The organism is Streptomyces roseolus, from assembly GCF_014649855.1.
Taxonomy (GTDB): Bacteria; Actinomycetota; Actinomycetes; order Streptomycetales; family Streptomycetaceae; genus Streptomyces; species Streptomyces roseolus.
The window spans coordinates 1-17,489 of record NZ_BMTV01000040.1; the positions used below are offsets into that span (position 1 = coordinate 1).

15 protein-coding genes and 1 pseudogene are annotated in these 17,489 nt (G+C 69.3%); 4 read left to right on the forward strand and 12 right to left on the reverse strand.

Annotation, left to right across the window (positions count from 1 at the left end; translation table 11 throughout):
• Positions 1-766 precede the first annotated feature (766 nt).
• The 7 genes from IE245_RS32910 to IE245_RS37980 form a co-directional block, all read right to left on the reverse strand.
• Positions 767-1,819, reverse strand: a complete 1,053-nt coding sequence (locus tag IE245_RS32910) for a PucR family transcriptional regulator (RefSeq protein ID WP_189954415.1) — start codon at positions 1,817-1,819, stop codon at positions 767-769.
• Positions 1,816-2,145: a hypothetical protein gene (locus IE245_RS32915; protein WP_189954417.1), complete on the reverse strand. Its 330-nt coding sequence runs from the start codon at positions 2,143-2,145 to the stop codon at positions 1,816-1,818. The genes IE245_RS32910 and IE245_RS32915 overlap by 4 nt, the downstream gene beginning before the upstream one ends.
• On the reverse strand, positions 2,142-2,429 hold the full coding sequence (locus IE245_RS32920) for a hypothetical protein (protein ID WP_189954419.1): 288 nt from the start codon (positions 2,427-2,429) through the stop codon (positions 2,142-2,144). Before IE245_RS32920 ends, IE245_RS32915 begins: the two co-directional genes overlap by 4 nt.
• A 73-nt stretch (positions 2,430-2,502) precedes the next feature.
• Positions 2,503-3,045 (reverse strand): potassium channel family protein, encoded by a 543-nt coding sequence (locus tag IE245_RS32925; protein WP_189954421.1) that lies wholly within the window; start codon positions 3,043-3,045, stop codon positions 2,503-2,505.
• Between the two features lie 328 nt (positions 3,046-3,373).
• Entirely contained in the window at positions 3,374-4,336 is a 963-nt protein-coding gene (locus tag IE245_RS32930; protein WP_189954423.1) for a hypothetical protein, read from the reverse strand.
• A gap of 26 nt (positions 4,337-4,362) precedes the next feature.
• On the reverse strand, positions 4,363-6,606 hold the full coding sequence (locus tag IE245_RS32935; protein WP_229851885.1) for a DUF6571 family protein: 2,244 nt from the start codon (positions 6,604-6,606) through the stop codon (positions 4,363-4,365).
• Positions 6,607-6,665: 59 nt separating this feature from the next.
• Entirely contained in the window at positions 6,666-7,271 is a 606-nt protein-coding gene (locus IE245_RS37980) for a hypothetical protein (protein WP_308436649.1), read from the reverse strand.
• Between the two features lie 327 nt (positions 7,272-7,598).
• On the opposite strand from IE245_RS37980, the gene IE245_RS32945 reads away from it, so the two are divergent.
• From IE245_RS32945 to IE245_RS32955, 3 genes are all read left to right on the forward strand, one after another.
• Positions 7,599-7,766, forward strand: coding sequence for a hypothetical protein (locus tag IE245_RS32945; RefSeq protein WP_189954482.1), 168 nt, complete (start codon positions 7,599-7,601; stop codon positions 7,764-7,766).
• Positions 7,767-7,844: 78 nt separating this feature from the next.
• The gene (locus tag IE245_RS32950) at positions 7,845-8,432 is read left to right on the forward strand and encodes a hypothetical protein (RefSeq protein WP_189954427.1); all 588 of its coding nucleotides are present in this window, start codon (positions 7,845-7,847) and stop codon (positions 8,430-8,432) included.
• Positions 8,429-8,923: a hypothetical protein gene (locus tag IE245_RS32955; protein WP_189954429.1), complete on the forward strand. Its 495-nt coding sequence runs from the start codon at positions 8,429-8,431 to the stop codon at positions 8,921-8,923. The genes IE245_RS32950 and IE245_RS32955 overlap by 4 nt, the downstream gene beginning before the upstream one ends.
• Positions 8,924-9,561: 638 nt before the next feature.
• Here the strand turns inward: IE245_RS32955 and IE245_RS32960 are convergent.
• The 4 genes and pseudogenes from IE245_RS32960 to IE245_RS32975 form a co-directional block, all read right to left on the reverse strand.
• Positions 9,562-9,906: pseudogene (locus tag IE245_RS32960) on the reverse strand (MBL fold metallo-hydrolase); the annotation flags it as partial.
• Positions 9,907-10,240: 334 nt separating this feature from the next.
• Positions 10,241-11,863, reverse strand: coding sequence for a nickel/cobalt transporter (locus IE245_RS32965; protein ID WP_189954431.1), 1,623 nt, complete (start codon positions 11,861-11,863; stop codon positions 10,241-10,243).
• A complete protein-coding gene (locus IE245_RS32970) occupies positions 11,860-13,200 on the reverse strand; it encodes a tetratricopeptide repeat protein (protein WP_189954433.1) in 1,341 nt (446 codons plus the stop codon). Before IE245_RS32970 ends, IE245_RS32965 begins: the two co-directional genes overlap by 4 nt.
• A 92-nt stretch (positions 13,201-13,292) precedes the next feature.
• The gene (locus tag IE245_RS32975; protein WP_189954476.1) at positions 13,293-14,807 is read right to left on the reverse strand and encodes a DUF4331 domain-containing protein; all 1,515 of its coding nucleotides are present in this window, start codon (positions 14,805-14,807) and stop codon (positions 13,293-13,295) included.
• Between the two features lie 1,012 nt (positions 14,808-15,819).
• On the opposite strand from IE245_RS32975, the gene IE245_RS32980 reads away from it, so the two are divergent.
• Positions 15,820-16,689, forward strand: a complete 870-nt coding sequence (locus IE245_RS32980) for a DUF4394 domain-containing protein (protein WP_030497998.1) — start codon at positions 15,820-15,822, stop codon at positions 16,687-16,689.
• A 149-nt stretch (positions 16,690-16,838) separates the two neighbouring features.
• On the opposite strand, the gene IE245_RS32985 is transcribed toward IE245_RS32980, so the two are convergent.
• Positions 16,839-17,483 (reverse strand): fasciclin domain-containing protein, encoded by a 645-nt coding sequence (locus IE245_RS32985; RefSeq protein WP_189954435.1) that lies wholly within the window; start codon positions 17,481-17,483, stop codon positions 16,839-16,841.
• Positions 17,484-17,489 lie beyond the last annotated feature (6 nt).

The following is a 17,489-nucleotide window of genomic DNA, read 5'->3' on the forward strand; positions in this document are numbered from 1 at the left end:
AACCCTCCGGGGCGTGTCGGCAGGTGGGCACACGGGCCCCTCGGACGCCGACCAGACTTCCCGGCACACCAGCATCGATCGTTTCTTGATGCGTTCTTCACACCCTATCGGCAGGCCGTGGGGCTCACCAGGGCACCCTGTGGACGGTGGCCGGACACAAGGGGTGAGGGTGCCCGTTTCCACCAAGGCGCGAGGTGGATTCGGGCACCCTCGGGAGCCGGGCCGCCGGGGGCTGTCAGACGGTGGTCCTCACCGGCTCCTGGTCGGGGTTCTCTGCCACCCTGAAGGGCTGGCGTCTCCTGTGGAAGCTCCGCTGCAGCACCGACCACATCACCCCCGTGGTGAAGGCCGTCGTCCTTCACCACGGGGGGTGATGTGGTCGGAAAGAGCTCACTGATTCCCTAGTCCGGAGAAGTCACCGCTCCACCGTGCGCCTCATGTAGTCCTCGATGAGTACGAGCTTCCGATCGAACTCGCCGTCGTACCGGCGGCTGGTGAAAGCACCCGGCACGGGCGGGTCCCGTCCACGGAGGCGGACCACACGTACGCCCCACCACGTGCTGCTTCGGGCAGCATGACCGCGCTTCTCCACCCGAACGACCTCGGCCCACACGAGGGTGAGCCAGGCCGTCCAGCACCCGTTCTTGCGCCGATCGGCTGCGTTGAGGCGGATCCAAACCTCTGACACCGGCGCAGAGGACCGAGAGACGTGGATCTCGTCATGGGCCGGCCGATGTCCGGCAGTCCGTTGCCTTCGGGTCCGCGTTCAGAAGTCCTTCTCGGGCCAGCCGAGCAGGCGGGCTCCGATCACGGCGGTCTGGAGGGTGTAGCGGCTGGCGGGGTCGGCGGGGTCGGTGCCGGTCAGCCGATGAATGCGCTCCAGGCGGTAACTGACCGCCCTGACCGACAAGTTGAGATCCTGAGCCGTCTTGGTCGTCACGCATCCGCTGTCGAAGTAGGCGGTCAGGGTGTCGAGGAGCGGTTCCGCGCCGCCGCGGGACGAGCGCAGCGGCCCGAGGGTGCTGCGGACGAGGTCCTCCATGGCCTGCCGGTCCCGGGTGAGGACCGGGTAGACGAGGAGGTCGACGGCGTGCAGGACGGGGGCGTCGAGGCCGAGACGGTCGGCGAGGTCGAGGGCGCCGAGGGCCTCCTCGTAGGAGTGCACCACACCACGGGGTCCCGGCTGGGGCCGGCCGATGGCCGCCTGTCCCCCGCCGGTGGCGGCGAACGCCTGCTTGGCGAAGTGGGCGAGGACCTCGGGCTGGTCTCCGGGGGCGACGCAGACCATCCGGCCGCCCTTGGTGGTGAGCAGGATGTGCCGGTCGCCGAACCTTCCGATCAGGGCCCGCTCCACCTGCTGCGGGACCGGGTCCGCCTCGGTGTACGCCTTGGGTCCACGGGCGACGGCGACCGCGTGCGCCTGGGACAGGCGCAGGCCGAAGCGTTCGGCCCGTTCGGCGGTACGGCCCAGGTCGCTGCGCCCGTAGAGCAGGTCGTCGATGAACTCCCGGCGTTCGGCCTCCTCCTGCCGGACGGCGAGCCGCTGGGCCCGTTCGAATCCGGTGGAGAAGGCGTCGACGGACTGCTCGACGGCGGCGAGCAGGTCCATGACCGTCCTCCGGCTCAAGGGCTGTTCGGGCCAGGCCGTCCGGACCGCGCTCAGGTGGCTGCCGACCAGCTCCCGCAAGGCGCGCCCCTTCCCGGCCGCATCTTCGCCGGCCTCACGGCGCCGTTCGATCTCGTCCCTGGTCAGACGCCGGCCGGTGGCTGCCACGTCCGCCAGCAGGGACGCGTACTCGGGTGTGTAGTCGTCTCTCATTTCCCGCCCCACCGTCGCTTCCGGTCCCGCCGGTCCGAGCCGGCGAGCGTTTCGTAGAGGATGAACAGACCGACGGCCGTGCCCATCAGTCCCAGCCCGACGTGGGAGCACGTGCCACGCACGTCAGGAGCAGCACCGGCCAGGCGGGGGATCTCGTTGAGCGGCACGGCCGCATACACGCACAGACCGACAGCGCCCAGCAGCGGCACCGGAGCCCGTGAATCGCGCAGGAAGCTCGGGCGCCGGCCGGCCATCACGGCGACACTCGGGACGAGGGGGAAGAGCGCTCCGCCGACGATGAGTCCCCAGCTCTGCGACGTGCTCATATGGTCGCGCCCGGACGCTCACGTCGTCGGCGCTGCCGATCCACCTCGTACATCCCGAGCAACGCGGTGGCCGCGTTCAGCGGGAACGCGACGGCCTCGGCCACGCCCGTGACGCCCCAGGCGCGGCCCGCACTCGCGGCGAGGGCCACGCACAGCAGCAGTGTGGGAAGGGCGCGCCGCCACCGGGGCAGCTCGGTCATTCGCCACACCCGGACGCACAGGACGACGTCGAAGACCAGGAAGGCGAGGGCGAACAGGGCGATCAGGAACAGGGTGAAGGGCACGGCCGGGCTCTTTCGGGGCAGGCGGAAGACAGTGCCGACCAGGCTTCCCGGCTCACCAGCGGACGATCCTACGTCAGGACAGCTCGGTGAAGGCCTCCACCGCCCTGGTCTTGCCCGTGACGACGATGATGTCGCCCGTCGCGACGACCGTCTCGGCGGTCGCGTAGGTGAAGTCCTCACCCGGACGCTTGATACCGACGACGGTCACGCCGAAGCGGCTGCGGACCTGGGACTGACCGAGGGGCCGGCCGGTCGCCGCGCTCGGGGCGACCGTCTTGACCAGGGCGTAGTCGTCGTCGAACTCGATGAAGTCGAGCATCCGGCCGGTGACGAGGTGCGCGACGCGTTCGCCCATCTCGTGTTCGGGCAGGACGACGTGGTGGACGCCGAGGCGTTCGAGGATCTGGCCGTGCTGGCGGCTGATCGCCTTGGTCCAGATGTTGGGGACCCGGGCTTCGAGGAGGTTGGAGCTGATGAGGATGCTCGCCTCGATGTCGCTGCCGATGCCGACCACGGCGCTGGTGAACTCGTGGACGCCGAGCTGGCCGAGTACGTCGGGGTCGGTGGCGTCGGCGACGGCGGCGTGGGTGAGCTGCCGGGCTCTTCGGTCGCACATCGGCCTCGTGTCGGCGTTGTGTCAAGAACGGCCGTCACCCTACCCACAGATCTGCGCCGTACCCAGCACCTTCCCCACGATGCGGGCGTGCTGTCGTCGGTGCACCGGAGACCCACCGCCCAGGCACGGGTACGCGGCTGCTGCGAGGAGCACCTCGCCGCCTGCCTGCTGCTCCACGAACGTCAGGAGATCGACACGTCCGCAGGCGTGACGAGCGTAGTGCGCGTCGGCCTTCGACCGGGGAACAGTTTCAGACCTCGCTCGCCCTGGACGTCTTCGCGCGTCTTTGCCGCGAGATGACCGTGTCGGCCGCTCGGGACAGCTCGGATCAGGGCTTGATCTCCCGGTAGGCGCTGAGTGCGCTTCGTTCCACCTGGGCGAGGAGCCCCTGCGGCGTGGGTTCGTCCATGTTCCGCTGCTCTGCCCACAGGCGGGTCATGTCGACCCCCTGAGTGCGCAGACGCTCGTATCGTTGCGCCTCCGGGGCGCCATGGAGATCGCTCAACCACGTCTCCGCAATACCCTTCTCGGCCGACGCGCGGCCGTCCTGGAGCCCCTCGACGACGACCACGCGCCATTCCTGCGCCTGGTTCTCCTCCAGACCGCGGGTGACCGCGTCGGCGATGCCGTCGAGGGCGCCGAGGGCACGAGCGCTCTCGGTGGGGGGCACGCTGAGGCCGTACCCCTTGGCACCGGCGGGGACGGCCGCGAGACGCTGTCCGGTGGTCCGGGTCTCGGCCAGACGCAGCGTCGCATACGCGTGGGGGTCCTCGGAGACCTCGCGCAGGACGTTCCTGAGGGTGTCGGTGAGGACAGTCAGGTGGTAGGTGCCCTCGGACTCCCACGGCGGCTCGTGAGGGGCCGCCTTCGTCACGAAGTCCTGGACGGCGATGCCGCCGAGCATCGCGTGCAGGTCGGGCGCGTAGTCGGACAGGGCAGCGGCAAGCGGCCGGCGCAGCGCCGGATCGACGGTGGCGCCGCCGGTCCCCTGGTCCCCCAGTACGACGAGGACGTCCTTGAGCGCCTGCGCCTGGCCCAGGGTGTGGCGGCCATGGCCGTCGCCGGCCGAGGCTTTCACGATGGCCTCGCCCAGGGCCTGGCAGCTCATGCCGGGCCGGACGGCTTCCCCGACCGACTTCTGCACGCGGGGGTTCTCCGTCAGGTCGCCGCACGGAGGAGTCACGTCCCGGCCGAACAGCAGCCATGCTCCGCCGCCGAGCAGCACCAGGCTCACAGCGAGCGTGATCACCGCGACGGCTGTTCTCGGTCGACGGGCTGTTTCCTTCGGCATGGTCGGGTTCCTCCTGGCGCGCCGGATCAGTTGGTGGTGTCGGTCAGGTACTTCTGCGCGGTGTTGGCTCCCCGGTCGTGCCCGTCGAGGATCTCGCTCTTGAGACCCGCCCTCTCGTCGGTGTCGATGTCCTGCCTGCCGTCGGCCCACGAGTCGACCATGAGGTTCATCTGGTTGTCGGCGTTGAGGTAGTGGTCGGCGATGCCCGCGTTGGCTGTGGCGTCCGCTTCGGCCTTCAGGTTGTTGCCCATGACCCAGGCCCAGGTGTCGACGCCGCGCTGGATCGAGTCGCCGAAGGCGATGGAGACCCCGCCGGCGGTGGTGAAGTACAGCGGGGTCACGGCGCCGCCGACGACGTGGTAGGCCATCTTCGACTTCCAGTCCGCCGCGCTGTAGGCGGACATGCGCTCGTCGTTGATCACGTCTTCCCGGATGGCGCTGTAGGCCCCCAGGGTGGCTCCTGCGTTGCTGAGGGGGTTGCTCTGGGTGAAGCCGTCGGCGCCCTTCGGGATCTTCTCCATCTCCAGGCTGATGTACCGGGACTCGGCCTTGTGCAGCGTGGCGTACGCCTCCGGATCGTCGGAAAGCCCGCGCATGAACTGCGTCAGGTCCTTCTGGCTCGCCGCCATGTGGATCTTGTCGCCGTCCCGGAAGAAGCCCTCATCCGTCGCGGCGGTGACGTACTGGCTGCTGCCCATGCCGCCCAGGTTCTGATGCGTGTCCTCGGTGTACGAGGCGAGAGCGCGGGCAAGTGGTTCCCGCATGTTCTCGTGCACCTTCTGGTCGGGGCCGAGCCCCGTGATGACGTCGTGCATGATGCGGGCCTGCCCCTCGGTGTGCGGAGTCACAGGCCAAGGGTCCTGGTGGGGGCCGAGCGGCGGGTGGCCCGTGGTCGACGACTCCAGGAGCAGACCCAGACCCGTGCGGACGTCCCGCTCCTCGCTCTCGCGGTCGGAGTTGGTCTCGATGTTGCCGCGCCACTCCGGGGTGTCGACGAGACTCCGGTCGCGTTCCTTCAGCAAGTACTGCAGGTTGTCGTTCTTGCCGTCCGAGCCCGGGTCGAGGTAGGAGGTGGCGGCATCGGGGTCCTTGGCCATGATGCCCAGCACCCCGTCGAGCGGATCGTTGGCGAACCACCCTCCGTCCTTGCCGCTGAAGTCACCCTGCAGGTCCCAGACGCCGGGGTCGCCGCCGCGCTTCTTGTCCTCGGCCGAACGGATGTCGTCGGCCAGGTCGTGCAGGAAGGAGGCGGAGTAGCCGTCGCCGTGCTGCATGAGCGTGACCAGGCTCTGATAGCCGCGCACCTGCTGACCGTGGTCGCGGCTGATCACGTTCGGACGCTCACCGGCCTCCTTGAAGTCGAACTTCTCGGTACCGGCCTGCCTCAGCTGTTCCCGGAAGTCCTTGTAGAACGGGGACTTCGGGTCCTGCATGGCGTTTGCCAGGGAGTTCGCCAGGCCCTTCTCCAGCCCGAGGTAGGTCTGCCGCTGCTTCTTGTCGTCGTGGTAGGCGAGGTCGTTCAGCCGGTTCGTGAACGTGAGCGTGTTCTCCGCGCCCATCCCGTTGAGGAAGGTCTGGGTGAACTCGGGACGGGAGGAGTTGTCGCGGAACGAACGCTGGAGCTCGGCGAGGTCAGCGGCGGAGACCTTCTCGCCGCCGTTGATGCGGGTGGCGATGTCCTTCGCGTTCTCCGCCTCGTACAGCTCGACGTCGCCCTTCGCGCCGGCGTTGAAGCCGTCGAACGTGCCGTCCAGCGGATCACTGCCGACGACGACAGCCTCCAGGGCGAGCCGGACGCCGTCGTCCGCGTCGGCCACCGCTTTCACCGCGGCGGTGATGGCCGCGTTCCACTCGCCGACCGACGAGCGCACGGACTCCTGGTAGCTGGGGTCGTGGACGTAGGCGCTGCGTTCGCTGTCGCTCAGCCGTGAGGTGTCGAAGGAGACGTGCCCTTGCTCGGACACCGCCATCCCGGCCTTGACCGCGTCGTCACGGACGCTCCGTACCTTGCCGCGCAGATCGACGAACTGGGCGTGCGCGTCGCGCAGCAGCGCCGCGATCGCCTTCGCCTCCTTCTGCGCGGCCTTGTACTCGTTGGGTGTCACCGTGAACCGGCCGTTCGCGGCATCCGCGCTCAGACCCTGCCAGGTCTCACCCAGGGATATGCCGTGGACGTCCCGCTCGTACCGCTCTTCCAGCTTCTTGAACTCACCGGCCATCTCGTCCCACTTACCGGCAGTGGTGGTGAGCTTGGACAAGTCGGTGGTCATCTCTTCGTGGTACGTCGGCATTTCCCCCCAGGGCGCAGAAAGATCAGGACGTGTCGGGCTCAGATTTTGTCAAGTGCGGACGACTGGCGGGTTTGCACGCCGACGCCGGCATCGGTGTTCCGCAGAAGGATCGAGGTGCTGCGAAGAGCGCTCTTCTCCGAGCCCAGCCGACCCATCAGAGCCTTGACCTGTCTGTCCCACGCCTCGTGCGCCTTCTTCAGTGCCGGCGAGGTGTCCCAGCCTTCGCCGTCCTTGCCGCCGAACTTCCTTACCGCGGCACCCGCACTCGCCTCGGCCGCGTCACCGGCCTTCCTCGTGCCGGGCTCGAGGTGCTTCTCGATGGCATCGGCTGCAGCCTTCTTCTGCGCAGGCGTTGACACCAGGTCCGCAGCGCCACCACCCCCGCCTGCCGGGACGACCTGGTTCAGCCGCATCTGCTGCGCATCCGACTCTGTATTGCTTCGTTCCGGCTCGGCCCAAGCCATGTACTTCCGCCCCCATCGGTGAAGTGTCGCGTGTCGGCCCATGATCACTTTAGCCAGTGCGACGAACTCTGATTCGCCTGGTTGGCGCGAAAGCACGGCCAAGAGGTGGCCGACACGTCCATCGGCAGCCCTCGGCGCATCGGCACCCCGGTCGGTGGTGGCGCGCGGACGGTCCGTCACGCAAGGCATCCGGCACCGGCCTCACCCAGCGGGTCACGAAGGACGTAACCCGGGCGCGCGGCGCAGGAGGCGACTGACGCCGTGTCGCGGCACCGTGTCCGTCGCTGATGTGCTCCCCTCTCGTGCGGGAGGAGTGCAGGTCGGCCAGGCCGAAAGTGCCCCTATGTATGATCGATCGCTCCCTACGGGTCCTGCGCGACGGCGCGATTCCGGCCGTCAAGACACGGGAGTGGCGACGATGTCGTTCGAGGGTGGACGGGCGGCGGCCGAGGAGGCCGCAGCCATGAGACTGAACCAGCTGACGGTACGGGCGGCTCGGCGTCGGCGATGAAGGCGAAGGCGAAGGCGAACAAGTCGGCATGGCGGGGCGAGAACGCCTCGGTGACGAAGGAGTTCGCCACGAAGACGGCGAAGGAGCCCGGTGACGCGGTCACTGGGGCCGAGTCCGTCCGCGACCTCCTCCAGGACGCGCACACCCTGGTCAAGTCAACCTAGGACCACTTCCAGGCGATCACCGAGCAGTGGTACCAGAACGGCATGGAAAACGCCGACAAGCGGATGGAGCAGTAACCGGTGGACAGGAAGTGGCTGCCGCTGACCGCCGTTCTCGGCGTCGCCGGAGCGGCGGTCGTGACGGCAAGTCTCTGGCCCGACGACGAGGGAAAGCCGCCACTGCCGCAGACCCTGTGTCAGGGTGCGCTCAGCCGGCGGACGGCGGAGCTGATCGACGATGACAAGGGAGGCGAGGTCAGCGCCGAGGAGTGGGAGAGCAAGGGCAAGAGCAGTGACTACGCGGTGTTCAGGGCGTGCAGTGTGCAGCGCGCCGACCCCGACAACGACTACCGCCGAGAGATCTTCAAACTGGTCGTCGCGGACGAGCGGCACGACCCCGGCTCCAGGAAGGATTCCGTCCCCCTCGGCCCCGGGTTCAAGGGCTGGGCGCTCCCCGAGGAGGCCAAGGCGTGGCTGCCCGCCGGCTGCGCCGCCCGCATGGGCTCGACCGCCCCGTACATCACGGTGACCTTCATCGGGCCCTCGAAGAAGGACGAGGAACAGGAGAAGGACTCCGCCGAGCGCGACACCGCGATCCGCAACAGTTCGGCGATCGTCCACGAGGCGGCCATGAACCTCGCGCGTCTCGCGGGCTGCGGGGCAACGTGAGCGAGGAGCCGGTCTTCGTCAGGAGTGGATGGGGAACCGGCAGGTACGTCTACAACCACCGCAACCCGGTCGGTCGCGCGCTCATCGTCCTGGCGCCGCTCGTCGCGCTCGGCGTGCTGTACGGAGTGCGGGCCGAGTCGACGTGGAGCGAGGGCGAGTTCCGCGACGCCGTCCACCAGGGCGTCGCGGACCTGGACGGCAAGGCGCACTACACAACTCTCGCGGGCGACCACGGCTCCCTGATCGCCGAGGCGATCAGGAAAACCGGCATCGGCCCCAGGTACGGCGTCGAGACGAACGAGGGGCAGGACGGCGGCTACACCGTCGGGACCGAGGACACCGACACCGAGTACTGCGTGCGCGTCACGCTGACTCCGGACCCGGAGCCGCCCGTGGTCATTCCGAAAGCCAAGGACCTGCCGCCGCCCGGCCCGGACATGCTCGCCTTCTACGTCTCCCACGCGACCTTCAGCAAGGGCGCTTGCCGCTGACGCTGTCGACTGCCGAGCGCGAGCAGCCCCTCCGCGTCGGTTCCCGTGGAGCGTCGGCCAGATGGGGTTCTTGGTGAAGAACACGTCCGGGGTGTTGAAGGAAAAGAGATCCTTGCGGTCGGCCCCCGCGTGTCCGGAAAGCCGCATCCGGGCTCAACGGGTCCCAGCGCAGGCCTGGACAGAGCGGCGCCGGGCCAGGACGAGGCAGGGGATCGGGGTTCGGACAGCGATAGACAGTGTCGACGAGGCCACTGGCCGAAGAAGGGACACGAGAACCGGCACAGCAGGCCGAGCGTGCTTTGCGTCGTTGATCGGGCGGTCAGCGGCGACACCGAACCGCTCAAGGCACATGTACAGCACTTCGCCGCAGGCAGTCGCGCTATGAGCGCTCTGCCACTGGCAACGCAGTCGAACACCGTCCAGCCTGCTCTGCCTGCAGGCTCAGCGCTCCACGATGTGTGTTCGGACTACAACCGAGGGTGATCCCGTTCTGGTCGGCAAGGGCCTGAACTGTTGGGCGCTCGCCCAACGCTCCCGCCGGGGCGGGCCGTCCAACGCGCTCACCACACGTCCGCGCTCTTCATCCGAAAGACGAGTCAGCAGGTGCACAACCCGGCCGAGGTCGTCTTCCTCCACCGTCACCGATCGCCCGCCAGGTCGAGGTCACGCTCGGACGCCTCGGCAGGAGTCTGTGCCTGCTTCGGCCGGCGCCAGGGATGAGCGATCGGCTGGGACACACCCCGCCACCAGGCGTCCGCGGGCACCTTCCCCGCCGGCTCGAACGGCTCACCGGGACGGGGAAGCGCCACCGCCTGCCCGGCCTCCTCCGCCGCGTCCTTCGTCCACTCCCCCGGCTCCGCCCACGGGTGAGGGGCCAGGTTGAAGGTGCCCCAGTGGATGGGGAGGAGGAGGCCGCCGGGCTCGCCGCCCTGGAGGTCCAGGTGGGCGCGGACGCCTTCGGCGGGGGTCATGTGGATGTCCGGACACAACGCGTTACATCGAAATCGTTGAACCGGCCGGCATCACACAGGCCCCGAGGGACCAAGCGCCCAAGGAGACGACGGATCGGTCCCAGGACCGACCTCTCCAGAGCGGCGCGGGATCCGGCTGCGGTCGACGTAGTGGATCGCGTTCACGATCTCTCTCAGATCATGCGCTCAGGCTGCCGTTTCAGGCTCTGAGCTGGCCGCCGTATAGCGACAGGCGCTGCGCCGCTCCCCGCCACATGAGGTGCAGTCGGTGACAGGTGCGGGCGTCGCCGCCGGGGCGTGCGGGCCTTCTCTGCAGTGCGTGGAGCGTGGTGGAACAGGGACGGTCTCAGGGGGCCAAAGCTCGTACGGCCAGCCCGAGCCCCACGACGACGACCAGGGCGGAGGTGGCCACCGGTCCGATACGTGAGGCGGTACCTACGAGCCAGCGCAGCCGGGGGCGGTCGCCAGCCTTCTTGATGCGATGTTTGACGTGGAGGAGAAGCATTCCGGCGAGGGCGAGGGTGGCCGCCATGCCGAGGCCGTAGGCGAGGACGAGGAGAATGCCGAAGGCGGTGCGGCCGAGCGCGACTGCTCCGAGGAGGACGACGAGGGCGGAGGGGCTGGGCACGAGTCCGCCGGCGATGCCCATCCCGATCAGGCCTGCTTTCCCGGCAGGACGAGAAGCGTGTGTGTGCTCGGACGGCGCATGCTCGTGCGTTCTGTGCGAGGCAGGGGCCTGGGCTGGAGCGGTGAGGGTGCGCGTGGCGGCAGCAGCGGATTCAGGCGCGCCGGTATGGGGCGCCGTGGAAGGAGCCGGATGGTGGCTTCCCCCGTGCTCGTGTCCGTGCTCGTGAGGGTGGCTGTGCTGGTGATGATGGTGGTGGCTGTGTCCGTGGGAGTGATGGTGGTGGCCGTGGGTGGGCTTGTGGCGGAGGGCTCGGGTCAGAAGCCATAGGCCGATGGCGGTGACGATGAGTCCGCTGGTCAGGCCGAGCCAGGCCAGGATGGTTTCGCCCGCGAGGTGGGTGGCGGTGGGGAGGGCGAGGCCGAGGATCAGGACACCCGCGGTGTGGGTGAGGGTGACTGTCGCGCCGACGGTGACGGCGTCGCGCCGGGTTCCGCGGCGTCCGGCGAGGTATGCCGCCATGATCGTCTTGCCGTGGCCGGGCAGGAGGGCGTGGGAGGCCCCCAGGACGATGGCGAGGAGGAGGGCGAGGAGGCCGACGGGGAGGGTGAGTTCGTGCCGGGAGACGAGGATGTCGAACCAGTTCGCGATCCGGTTGGCGCTTGTCCCCGCGGGACCGGCTGCAGGTGTGGGGGTGTTGGTGGTGCCGTCGGCGGGGGTGGTGTGCAGTTCGGCGGTGCGCTGGTCCAGTGCTGTGGCAAGGGGATCCGGCGGGTAGCGGCGGAGCTCCTGTGTGGGTGAGGTGGCGGGGAGATCGGTTCCGGTGATGCGCAGTCCGATGCCCTTGGCGGTGATCTCCCGCCACCCGATGCGGGTGGTGTCGTAGCGCGTGTCGACGCTGATGGCGCCGCCGCGCTCCAGTGGGGCGGCGGTGGTGTAGGCGCAGGTGAGTCGGCTGGTCTTGAGTCCTGCTTCGCCGGGCTCCCAGGTGAGCTGCGCGACCCTGGGGCTCCAGCGGGCGGGTCCGGCGGGGGTGCGCAGGGTGAGTCGGTCGACCAGTGCTGTGCAGGTGGTGCGGGCGTACCGGGCGTTTTCAGCTTCGGTGAGGGTGTTGTTGCGGTCGGCGTCGATGAGAGGGCGCTCTTGGAGGGCGGCGATCTCGGCGCGGTCGACGATGACGGTGGCGTCGATGCGGTCTGGATGCAGGACGAGGCCGGTGTGGTAGTTGACGGTGAAGTTGCCCAGTGGATGGGCCGGTGCGGCCGCTGCGGCGGGGGTGGTCAGGCTGCAGGCAGCGGTGAGCAAGACGGCGGCTGTGACGGCGGTGCGGTGTGCTGGGGTCATGGTTGGGTGCCGATTCGCTGGGACAGGGCACGCGCCTGGGCGGCGTGCAGCGGATTGAGTGCGGGAGCCTGACCGAGTGCCGACCGCAGGTCGGCGGTGGCGGCCTGGTCGTTGCCCAGGGCGTGGTGGATCGCGGCCCGGTGGTAGTGCCACAGGGCGTTCCGGGTACCGAGCGCGAGGGCCTGGTCGGCGTGTGCGAGGGCCTCCTCGTTGCGTCCGGCGCGGTGCAGGGCCCACGCGTAGGCGTCATGGACGGCGACGAACGACCTTGTCCGCAGGGCCTGCTCGGCCATCGCCACGGCGCGCACGGGGCTGCCGTGGTCGGCTTCGAAGAGGATGGCGTCGGTGTCCGGCGAGCCGCCGGCGGAGGTACGCAGGGTGTCCTGTGCCCTGAGCAGGGTGTAGGAGGCTTCGGCCTGTTCGTCGTGTCCGAGAGCCTGATGCGTCTCGCCGAGGGCGAGCAGGAGGTGCGGCAGGGGTGCGATGTCCGTCGCGTGCTGCCAGTCGGCGCGTGCCTGTTTCGTCTGGCCGAGTGCGGCGAGGGCGCGTGCTCGGGCATCGAGGAGCGCGGGGTCGGCCGGTGCTTTTCGCAGCCCTTGTTCGGCTTCGCTGAGCGCCTGGCGCGCGTCGCCGTCCTCGAGTGCGAGGCCGGACAGGCAGGCGTGGGCGAAGGCGCGCTCGCTGTCGGTGGTGGCCGCGGTCAGGGAACGCCGCATCAGTTCCGCCGCCCGCCCGGTGCTGCCGCGCAGCTCGAACACATAGGAGGCGCGAGCCAGGGAGGCTGCGTCGGGGCGCAGGTCGTTCATCTTCTGCACGGCCCGCTCGGCGTCGCGGTAGTGGCCGAGCTGGGTGTGGGCGTCGGCCAGGACCCCGTACGCGGCCGGGTTGTAGGGGTCGCTGGTGATGGCCTTCTCGGCCCAGGTGCGGGCGGCGGTGAACTCGTGGCGGGCGGCGGCGAGTGCGGCCATGCCGGTCTCGGCGCCACTGTTGCCGCCAGGCTGCACGGAAAGAGAGCGGCGCAGGGCCTTCTCGGCCGCGACATAAAGGGCGGGGTCAGCGGTAGTGCGGGCCTGCTCGATGCGGGCCATCCCGAGGGCCGTCCAGGTGTTCCAGTCGCCGGGCAGGCGCTCCAGGCGAGCGGTGAGCGCCGCGGCCGGGGCCTCGGGCCGGGCGGCTGTGCCGGTAGGTGCGGAGGCGGGGAAAGGGGGTGTGTTAGGGATGGCGGGTTGGATGAGTACGGCTCCGGCGGCGAACATCGCGGTTCCCAGGGCGAGGGTGACGGCGACTTTCGTCAGTCGGTGTCGGCCGCGGGCGGGCGTGGGCGGGTCAGGGGTCATCGGAGGGTGTCTTCCTGCGTGAGTGACGCGCTCCCGGGGCCGGACCGGGCGTGGTCCGGCCCCGGGAGCCTTGATGGTGCGGTGGCGTCACATCAGGCGCGGTTGCGGCGGCGCATCCGCCATCCGGCCGCCGCGAGCAGGGCTGCTCCCACACCGCCGAGGGAGGCCGCAGACTTCTCCTTGCTCATGGCCATGCCGGAGGGTCCGCTGTTGACGGACTTGGTGTGGGGCAGGGCCAGGTACGGGAACGAGGTGCCGAACGGGACCTCGTTGGCGTTCACCTTGTCGCCGTCGGCAAGGGCGGGGATGAGCTGTCCGGTCTGGGCGGCGCCTTCGACGGCCTGCAGGGAGATGTCGATGACGTCGTCGGTCAGACGGCGTCCGTTGGGGAACCCGGCCAGGTCGCCGGCGAGGACGCCGTACCGGTTCGGGTTCGAGGCCGGGGGTACGGCCATGTTCAGACGCAGTTCCTCCGCGGGCACGATGCGGCGGAGGTTGGCGTCACGGTTGAGACGGTGGGCGTTGAGGTCGGCCTGGATCGGCCCGCACGCCTTGCAGATCCCGGTGAGGTAGATCTCGACGAGGTCGTTACGCGGGGCGGGCGGTGCGGGGACGCCGTAGACCTGCTGGATCAGCTTGGGCAGGATCGGGTCGAGGACCTTGTCGACGACCGGCTGGACGGTGCGGTCCTGGTCGGGGTTGAGGGTGTTGAAGGCGTCCTTGTACTTCAGCGGGACGACGACCTCGTTCACGAGGGGGTTGCCCAGGCGGGAGACCTGCTTCCACTTGTCGCCGTGCCCGGTGCGCGAGTCGGAGACCTGCACGCCCTTGCGGTCGGTGGTCGACCAGATGCCCACGACCGGATTGCGCGACGGGGTGTAGTTCAGCGCCAGGTACTTCTTGGGGATCTGCAGGGCGACGGAGTTGACGTTGTAGCCGGCCAGGGTGTCCTGGCCGCGCTCGGACAGGTTCCCGCCGTAGAGGAGGTCGAAGACCCGCAGGTCGGCGAAGAACGGGTCCTCAGCCTGCCCGGCGAACGCCTTCCCGCCACCCGGGAGACCGCGTACGGCCTGGGCGCGCAGGGAGGCGTAGTTCGGCATCGAGGCGGGGCCGACGCGCGACGGGGCGGCGGGCACGTTGGACAGCAGGGTCCTGCTCGTCTTGCCGCGGGTCTCGATGAGGTCGTAGACCTGCCGGAAGTTCAGGTCCGGGTCGTCCAGGGTGGTCACCTGGCCGGTGTTGTACAGGAACTGGTCGGCCGCGTCGCGGATCTGGTTCTTGAACCGCCAGGTGTAGGTGACGTCGGCGTTGCCGTCACCCGTGTTGTCGATCTTGATGTTGTAGCGGAGGTCCTCGCCGAAGGCGTAGAAGTTCGGGCCGCCGTTGGGCTCCTCGAACGGGATCCAGTTCGCCACCAGGGTCACGGTGTCGGACTTGTCGGGGCTGGTGAACGCGTACACGTCGGTGTTGTCGGCGCGCGGATCACCGGCGATCAGCGGGGCCTCACGGTGGCTGGAGGCGGAACTGACACCGGGGCCGAGGGCGAGGACGGCCATGGCGGTCGCCAGGGCGCCTGAGCCGAGGACGAGCAGGGAGTGGTCCAGCATCCGGCGCCGGCCGGACGCCGTGGAGGTTGCCTTCACGAAGAGGTGCTTCCTTCCCAGCAAGGTGCGTACCAAGCCCGGCCTGATAGGGCGGGCGTCGGTGTCGCTAGGGGCTTATCGGGTGGCGGTCGGCACCGCGGCGAACGGGGGAGTTCGCACTGCCCGGGCATGGTCAGGAAAGGCAACGGGACTGACCACGTCCAGACACACCATCGCGCAGGGCTGCGCAGGGCGAAGGAAACCACGCCCGGACATCGCCGCGCGCCTGCCCGCCGCCCGCCGCCGACGTGCCCGGGCCCGCGAGGAGCGACAATTGTGCAGGCCAGAGGATTTCTTGTCCCGGCTTCAAGGTGGGCGCGACACGCAGTGCCGCTCTTAGCCCGAATGAGCCAAAAACCGCTTGTTGCAACTCAGTTGCAACCGTGCAGCGTTGGTGGTGAGTGTGTCTGTTCAGTTGCCGTTGCCGCATGGATGACCTCTGGGTCCATAGGGCGAGGGGGTGAGGGTGCTCACACGGCGTGGCAGCCGCCGTGTACGCGGGTCGATCGCTGTCACCGGCTCGCCGGCGGCGTGGCGCCGAGGAACCGCTTCTCGCACATCCAGGACCGGACAGAGTCTGTGGCGAAGGGAATCTTCGTTCCCTCGGGCCGGCGCGTGGTCTGTGCGGGCCAGGTGTCCAGGACGGCTGCAAGAGAGCGGGGCAGGGCCTCCTGCCAGCCCAGCAGCCGCAGCCCGCGCACCTCGCTCCCATGACAGCAGATCTCAAGTCCCGCACAGTCAGTGGGCCGCCATGTCTCGTCTCTAGCCACGACCACACCGTCACCACCGGCAGCGTCGCATCCTCCCGTCGGTGGACCGGCGCGCGGCCGGTCCCACCTGGATGGCGCAGCCCGAGGCAGTGCCCTTGGGCCGTGCGGGTGGCCTCCGTCCCTGGCGCCCATCCCCTGCTACGCCGGCGGCGAATTCACCACGAGACCTGGGCCACCTGGGCCCAAGCTCCGATGAAGGAGTGATCATGCGCAACCGGACCGTGACCGCGGCTTCCGCAGTCGTCCTGGCCGCCCTGTGCGCGGCACCCGCGCTGGCGGTGTCCGACACGGCCTCGAAGATGCCGCCCGCCCACGACCACAAGGCCCTGCACGCCATCGGCCTGACCGGCGACCAGCGCCTGGTCGAGTTCGACGTCCACAGGCCCTCCAAGACCTGGTCGCTGGGCAAGGTCTCGGGGCTGTCCGGGGACACCAAGCTCGTCGGGATCGACTTCCGCGTCCAGAACGAGAAGCTGTACGGCGTCGGCGACAATGGCGGCATCTACACCCTGAACACCACCAACGCCAAGGCCATGAAGGTTTCCCAGCTGACCGTGGCCCTGGCCGGCGTGGCGTTCGGCGTGGACTTCAACCCCGCCGCCAACCGACTGCGGGTCATCTCCAACACCGGGCAGAACCTGCGGCACAACATCGACGACGCGGCCGCCCCGCTGACGACCACCGTCGACGGCACCCTGACGAACCCGACCATGCCGCCGTCGACCGCCATGGGAGTGACCGGAGCCGCCTACACCAACAACGATCTGAACGCGGCGACCGCGACGACGCTGTTCGACCTGGACACGATGGCCGACCGCATCTCCCTGCAGTCCCCGGCCAACGCCGGCACCCTGGCCTCCACCGGCAACCTCGGCGTGGACGCCGCCCTGGACGCCGGATTCGACATCTACTACAACCCGGCCGCCGGCACGAACCACGGCTTCGCCGCCATCGGCAACGGTGGCTCCTACCGCCTCTACGCCGTCGACGTCCTGACCGGCAAGGCCACCGGTGAGGGCGCCTTCCCGGCCAAGTACCAGGTCACCGACCTGGCCCTGCCCATCAACCAGAAGTAGCCCCCGCCCGCAGCCGGCCTGGGCGCGGCACCCTGCCGAGCCCAGGCTCCTGGTACGGCTATCGGCCCAGGGATCATGCCGGTGACCCTGCACCCTTCCGAGGAGGGCTAGTGCAGGGCCACCGTGACGTGCGGACCGTGCGCGAAGCCCTACTTGGGCATGAGGACGGTGTCGACGATGTAGACGTTGGCGTTGGCGGTCTTCACGTTGCCGCAGACGACCTTGGAGACGTCGTTGACGGTGTACTCCTCACCGGAGCCCTTCGTGGTGATCATGCCCTTCTGGAGGGTCTCGAAGGAGCCGTTCTCCAGCTGCTTCGGCGTGAGCTTCTGGCCGACGACGTGGTACGTGAGGATCTTGGTGAGGGTGGCCTTGTCGGCGAGGACCTTGTCGAGGTCGGCCTTCGGGATCTTGGCGAAGGCGTCGTTCGTCGGCGCGAAGACCGTGATGTTCTCCGCGTTGTTGAGGGTGTCGACCAGGCCGGCCTGCTTGACCGCGGTCACGAGGGTGGACAGGGCCGGGTTGTTCGACGCGGCGGTGGCCACGGGGTCCTTGGCCATGCCGTCGAAGGAGCCCGCGCCCTCCTTCGGCACACCGGCACAGGCGGGGCCGAAGGGCTGGTCGTCGGTCATCGGCGCCTCCGAGGGGGTGCTCGCCTCCGTCGTCTTCGCGGCGTCCTCGGCACCCGCGCTGGGGGCGGCCTTGGTGTCGTTGCCGGAGTCCGAGCACGCGGCCAGGGAGAAGGGCAGCGCGGCTGCGGCGACGACGGCGATCGCGGTACGGCGGATCTTCATGCTGTT